This is a genomic window from Amycolatopsis ultiminotia, from assembly GCF_039536925.1.
Taxonomy (GTDB): Bacteria; Actinomycetota; Actinomycetes; order Mycobacteriales; family Pseudonocardiaceae; genus Amycolatopsis; species Amycolatopsis ultiminotia.
This window is the reverse complement of record NZ_BAAAZN010000019.1, coordinates 174,759-180,822: the sequence shown is the minus strand read 5'-3', so window position 1 is coordinate 180,822 and position 6,064 is coordinate 174,759. Positions and strand designations below refer to the sequence as shown.

Below are 6,064 nucleotides of genomic sequence, written 5' to 3'. Positions count from 1 at the left end.
GCCACCAGCTCACCAAACCGCCACCGCACCGAATCAGCCAACGCAACCGGCCGATCCCACGACAACTCCCCCGACACGAACTCCTCCGCCGCCACCGCCCGCCGCGGCGTCGGAGCAGCCGAACCGATCCCGGTGCCGACCCGGCGCTGCTGTGGGTGCAGTGCAAGGGAAAACGCACACACGGCGATCACCATCGCATTACGCGTGCCGACCTTGCTGAACTGCTGCGGCCCACCGGCCGGCGCGAGGTGCACGGCGGTGATCAGCTCGTCCGGCTCCAGCGCATTCCGTTTCACGCCGAGGTAGAACTCCTCGATCGGCAGCAGCCGCGTACCGCGTACCGACGCGATTTCCACCTCGGCTCCCGCCGCGAGCAGCGCCGGATGCGTGTCCCCGGCCGGCGAGGCCGCGCCGAGGTTGCCGCCGACCGTGCCCCGGTTGCGGATCTGCGGGGAACCGACCGTGCGCGAGGCCATCGCCAACCCGGGCAAGCGGTCCCCCAGCTCGGCAATGATCCGCGCGTACGGGGTGGCGGCGGCGATCCGGATCCGGCCGTCGGCCACCTGGTGCCCGAACAGTTCCGGAACCCGGGTGAGATCGAGCAATGCGGCCGGACGGCGGTGGTCGAAGTTCAGCTCGACCATCACGTCGGTGCCACCGGCGATCGGCACCGCGTCGGGACGTTCGGCGCGTGCGGCAAGGGCTTCCGCGAGCGAAGCCGGGCGCAGGAATTCCACCGGAGCCTCCTTTCAGGACCAGGCCGGCCCGGCGGGCGGGGCGTCGTCGCGCAGCACGGTCCCCTCGATCAGCCCGTATGGCCGGTCGGCGGCATGGAACACCTCGCCGGGGTTGTCCGCTCCGAACGGAGCCAGATCGACGAGGAAGTGGTGTTTGTTCGGCAAGGACAGCCGGATCTCGGCGATCTCCGGCACCTCCGCCAGCACTCGCTGCCCCATCGCGTACAGCGTCTGCTGCAGCGAAAGGCTGTGGGTGCCACCGAATGCGTCCAGCAGCGCAGCCAGCGCGGTTTCCTGCGCAGCCGCCCAATCGACCGCCGTGCCGGAGAACCGCCAGGTCGCCGACACCGTCGTGGCGAGCACCCGGTCCTTGGTCTCGGCGAGGGTGGTGTACTCGTCACGGGGGAAGCCCCAGAACTCCGATCCGGTGGAGTTGAGCACGGTCAGCTCCCGCACCCCGCCGAGCACCCAAGCCTGATCGCCGTCGCAGGTCACCGTCGCGGTGCGCGAGCCGATGCCGGAACGGGCGAACGAATGGTGCGCGGGCTTTCCGTCGACCGTCAGGCGCTGCCACGGATGCTCCTCGATGCGGACGCGGGCGGCGTGGATGCTCTCCTGCGTGCGCACGAAGTGCCGGGCGAGCCGCAGCCCGAAGTCCTCGATCTCGCCGATGCCGTCGCGGGCGAACGCGAACACCGTGTTCTTCTGCGTGTCGGTGGCCAGCACCTTGTCGTTGGCCCCGGTGAGATGGGTGTCGCTCAGGTCCCCGGAGAGCGACACGCTCACCGTGAGATCGGTGATCCGGTGCTCGTCGCCGTCGCGGTCGACGCGCACGAGCCGGTTCTCCGCCTTCCCGTAGCGGTTGTCGCCCAGAACGATCGCCATGGTCCTCCCTTTCGTTCGCTCGCCGTCCGAGTACACCCGCCTCGGCGTGGCGCGGGCCACGGCGGATCCGCCGAAAGGGAGCGGACGCCGGAGGTGGTTTTTCGTAGGTTCCTCCAAACGACCGCGCCGTCGTGCTGTGCGGTACTGGGGGTGGTACGGGCAGAACCGGAAGGAGGAGCACGTGCGGCTGGGCGCGTTGCTGGACACCCCTGGCCTCGGCCTGCGCCTGCTCACCGGGCCCGGTGCGCGCGAAGCCGAGTTCGCCCGCGTGTTCCAGGCGACCCTGCGGGATCCGACGCGGTACCTCGACGGCGGCGAGATCGTGCTGTGCGGGCTGCGCTGGCTGCCGGGACCGGACGAGGCGGACGAGTTCGTCACCCGGCTCGCCGCGGCAGGCGTGGTTGCGCTCGGTGCGGGCACCGCGGAGACCGGCGGTCCGGTGCCCGAGCACCTGGTGCGCGCGTGCGGTCAGGCCGGACTGCCGCTGTTCGAGGTCCCGGTCTCGGTGTCGTTCGCGACCGTGGTCGAACGCGTGATCCTCGGCCTCGCCGCGGAACGCTCGGCGCCGGCACGGGATTCGCACCGCAGGCTGGTGGCCGCGGCGACCGCGGGACACGGGCTGGCCGCACTGGTCGAGGCAGGCGCGGAGGAACTGGGGGTGCCGTGCTGGGTACTGAGCGCCACCGGCAAGCAGCTCGCCGGGGTCCGCGAGCTACCGCAGGCACGGCGGGCCGCGCTGGCCGGCCGGTTCCTGCGTGCGGACCGGCTGCCGTGCCGGGACGGGACGGTCACCCTGCTGCCCGCGGCAGGCCGGTCCGGGCACCGGGTGGCGAGCTGGTTCGTGGTGGTGGACGGCGACCTGGCCGGATGGCCTGCCGCGCGCGGTGAGCTCGCGCAGGAACTGGCCGCGCTGGTGGGGCTGGAGCGTTCCCGGGTGGACGAGGCCAGGCGGATCGAAAACCGCGGGGCCGAAGCACTGCTGCGGCTCGCGCTGTCCGGCGACACCGGGGAACTGGCGTCCCGGCTGGCTGCCGCGGGTTTTCCGGCGCACGAACCGGTCGGCACGGTTTCCGCCGAGATCCGCGGCGGCGGTCCCGGCTTCGCCGCGGCACTGCTGGCGGAACTGCTCGCCGCGGACGACTCACCGGCCCTGGTGGCCACGGTCGACGGCGAGACTTTCGGCCTGTTCTCCGCACCGCAGCCGGCGGTGACGGCCGGACTGCGCGAGGCTGTGCACACCGTCGAGCCGGCACTCGGCTCGGCGCAGCTGACGCTGGGACTCAGCCGCGCGGCCGACGCCGAGGGACTGCGTTCCGGCGTGCAGGAAGCCCGGCACGCCCGCGCGCTCGCCGCACTGGCCCCTGGCCGGGCGACCGTGCTGGCCGGCGACGAAGTGGCGTCGCACCTGCTGTTGCTCGCCGCCGTGCCGGAGGAGCTGCGCCGGTCGTTCGGCGAAAAGGTGCTCGGTCCGGTGCTCGCCTACGATGCGGGTCACGGTTCCGCACTGATGACCACGCTCAAGGCGTTCCTCGAGCATTCGGGTTCGTGGACGCAGACTTCGGCGGCCCTGCACCTGCACGTGAACACCCTGCGCTACCGGATGGCCCGCGTCGGTGACCTGACCGGCCGGGATCTCGGCCGGTTCGCCGACCGGGTGGACCTCTATCTGGCCGGCTGTTTCACCCGCAACTGGGGCTGGTCGTGAACGCGATAAGGAAATTGTTAAACAGCCGCTGACAAAAATCGAAGTCCGCGCTGGTTAGTCTGCCGCCACACCAGACCAAGATCTGCGAGGAGACACTGTGCGCGGAGTCGGTTTCCGGTGGGTGCTGGCCGCGACCTGTGCGGCAACCCTCACCGTCGCCGGAACAACCATGGCAGGAGCGGCCCCCGAGCGGGTTACGCTCACCGACACCAGTCCCACCGAAGGGCTCGTCGACAACGGCGCAGTACCGGACGACACCCCGATTTCGGAAAACATCTACCTCGCGGTCAAGGACCCGGCCGCACTGGCCGGCCAGGCGAAAGCCGCCTCGGATCCGAACAGCCCCGGTTACGCGCAGTTCATCGGACGGGACCGGATTCGCGAAACCCACCAGCTCGACCGGGCACAGCTCGATCAGGTCCGCGACTGGTTGCGCACGGCCGGCCTGAAAGTGGAACAGCCCAACTGGCGGGTGCTGAAGGCCTCCGGCACGATCGGGCAGCTGAACGCCGCGTTCGACGTGCGCTTCCACGACTTCACGTATCCGCCGGAGAGCAAGATCAAGGGGCACTACCTGACCGCGACCACCGACCTGAGCGTGCCTGCCGAGCTCGGCGACATCGTGCTCGGCGTGGGAGCGGACCAGTTCATCGTGCTGGACCCGGACGAAGCCGCGTCCACACAGACTTCCACCCACCGCGCACGCGTCGCGGCCGAAGCACCCGCGGAGTGCTCGAAGTACTGGGGCGAACGCTCTGCGAAGGGCGTGCCGCAAGCCAACGGCGCGACTCCGCCGTTGGCGCTGTGCGGATACACGCCCCGGCAATTGCGGCAGGCTTACGGTCTCGACAGCACCGACCTCACCGGCGCCGGCGAGACCGTCGCACTCCTGGCGACGCCTGCGGACAGTCTGGAACAGGACATGAACACCTGGGCGGACCACGTCGGCACGCCGCGGCTTCACCCCGGGCAGCTGAGCGTGGTGCCGACGCCGGACGGATCCCCCGCGAACGATCCGGTCAACGGCGGCTTCTCCGCCAACATCGAAGCCACGATCGACGCCGAAGCGGTGCACGGCATGGCACCGGACGCGAACATCGTGACCATCGGACGTTCCAGCGCGGACGGCGCCAACCTGCTGGACAGCATGCTTTACGCAATGGACCACACGGACGCGAGCATCGTCTCGTCGTCGATCGCGACCGTCGCCCCGCCGGGGCTGCGCAAGGCATACGAACAGGCTTACCAAGAGGGCGCGCTGCAGGGCGTCGGCTTCTATTTCTGCGCCGGCGACGGCGGATTCCAGAACACCGACAAAGGCGACGACTGGCTGAGCACTTCTTCGAGCAGTGGCTGGGAAACCTCGGTCGGCGGTACGTCGATCGCCATCGGGCCGGACGGCAAGCGGCAGTGGGAAACCGGATGGGGCGATCCGACCAGCGCGCTGTCCGCGGACGGCAGCTCCTGGGAAGCGAAGCAGGGCGCCGGGGGAACCGGCGGTGGCCGCTCGCTCGACGAACCACAACCGTGGTACCAGCAAGGCGTCGTCCCGGACGACTACGCCGTCGGCAAGGACGGCAAGAAGAACCGGGTCGGCCCGGACGTCGGCATGGACGCGGACCCGCTGACCGGCATGCTGGTCGGTGGCACGCCACTGGACGGCTCGCCGACCACGGATCCCGGCACCTGGCGCTACCTCGAGCACGGTTTCGGCGGGACCAGCCTGTCCACCCCGTTGTTCGCCGGGGTGCAGGCACTCGCCCAGCAGGGCCGGGGCGGCCGGCGCTTCGGCTTCGCCAATCCGCTGCTGTACCAGCACGCAGGCAGTTCCGCGTTCGGTGATGTCACCGGCCATCGGCTGCCGGACGGGAACCCGCCGACCGCGGTGAACTATCCGTCGAACGGCAACGGGGGCAAGAACCCGGTGCTCAACCACTTCCTCGCCACCCAGCTGCCGGAACCGGAGGACGGATTGCATCCGCCCGAGGTCGGACCGGGTTTCGACACCGAGACCGGGCTCGGCGTGCCGGGCGGGGACTACCCCTCGTCCTTCGGCAGCCGATGAGCCGAGCACCTCGCGCCGCCGGCCGGACATCCCGGCCGGCGGCGCGCAGTGCGGTATCCGGAATTCCCGTGTTGTCAGGTAAAGGACACAGTTCCACCACTGCCGAGCGGGCCTCCGTAAAGGATTCTTGAGAATTCTTGACCAACCGATGAATGAATTGTGCGACAGCTGCCACTCGGCGGATGGATGCACTCCGCGCGGCCGAGTTCTACCCTGAACTCATGTACATCGCACTGCTGTCCTACACAGCGCCTCGAAACGAAGTGGACTACGCGCTCGCCGCACACGCGGACTGGTTGCGAGCGCACTTCTCGCAGGGATTGTTCCTGGTTTCCGGAAAAGGAAACGAGGATGCCGACCAGGTCATCCTCACCCGCCCGTGCCTGCGCGGCAAACTCGATGCGGTACTCGCCACCGATCCGCTCGTGCTGCAGCGGCTGGCGCACTACCGGGTGATCGAATTCTCCGCCACCCGCACCTCCGGCGAATTCCACGCCATCAACGAGGCCCTCGCCTCCTGAACAACCGGTCGAAGACCCCGAAGAACGCCCGGACGCAGGTGGCCTCCGGCCCGTCGCGCGGACACCCCGCACGGTCGGTTCGCCCGCCACCTGCCGGCCGTACTCCCCCCGTGAACTCGCCTATGATCGCTGGTGACCGAAGTTCCGGTAC

The 6,064-nt window shown here is 69.8% G+C and carries 5 protein-coding genes; 3 read left to right on the top strand and 2 right to left on the bottom strand.

Annotated elements, in window-relative coordinates:
• Together ABD793_RS34015 and pucL are read right to left on the bottom strand one after the other, a co-directional pair.
• Positions 1 to 737, bottom strand: a 737-nt coding sequence (locus ABD793_RS34015; RefSeq protein WP_344867387.1) for an FAD binding domain-containing protein, incomplete at its 3' end; no start/stop codon positions are given.
• Between the two features lie 12 nt (positions 738 to 749).
• Positions 750 to 1,622 carry a factor-independent urate hydroxylase gene (gene pucL, locus ABD793_RS34010; protein ID WP_344867386.1) on the bottom strand — a complete coding sequence of 291 codons (873 nt, stop codon included), beginning with the start codon at positions 1,620 to 1,622 and terminating at the stop codon, positions 750 to 752.
• A 181-nt stretch (positions 1,623 to 1,803) separates the two neighbouring features.
• Between pucL and ABD793_RS34005 the strand changes: the two genes are divergently transcribed.
• The 3 genes from ABD793_RS34005 to ABD793_RS33995 all read left to right on the top strand — a co-directional run bounded on the left by ABD793_RS34005 (position 1,804) and on the right by ABD793_RS33995 (position 5,913).
• Positions 1,804 to 3,327 (top strand): helix-turn-helix domain-containing protein, encoded by a 1,524-nt coding sequence (locus ABD793_RS34005; protein ID WP_344867385.1) that lies wholly within the window; start codon positions 1,804 to 1,806, stop codon positions 3,325 to 3,327.
• A 97-nt stretch (positions 3,328 to 3,424) separates the two neighbouring features.
• Positions 3,425 to 5,392 carry a S53 family peptidase gene (locus tag ABD793_RS34000; RefSeq protein ID WP_344867384.1) on the top strand — a complete coding sequence of 656 codons (1,968 nt, stop codon included), beginning with the start codon at positions 3,425 to 3,427 and terminating at the stop codon, positions 5,390 to 5,392.
• Positions 5,393 to 5,613: 221 nt separating this feature from the next.
• Positions 5,614 to 5,913 (top strand): YciI family protein, encoded by a 300-nt coding sequence (locus ABD793_RS33995; protein ID WP_344867383.1) that lies wholly within the window; start codon positions 5,614 to 5,616, stop codon positions 5,911 to 5,913.
• The last annotated feature ends 151 nt before the right edge of the window (positions 5,914 to 6,064 follow it).

Bases quoted from the DNA above. Each gene is read 5' to 3' on its own strand.
- pucL (WP_344867386.1), bottom strand. From the start codon at position 1,622: ATGGCGATCGTTCTGGGCGACAACCGCTACGGGAAGGCGGAGAACCGG.
- ABD793_RS33995 (WP_344867383.1), top strand. From the start codon at position 5,614: ATGTACATCGCACTGCTGTCCTACACAGCGCCTCGAAACGAAGTGGAC.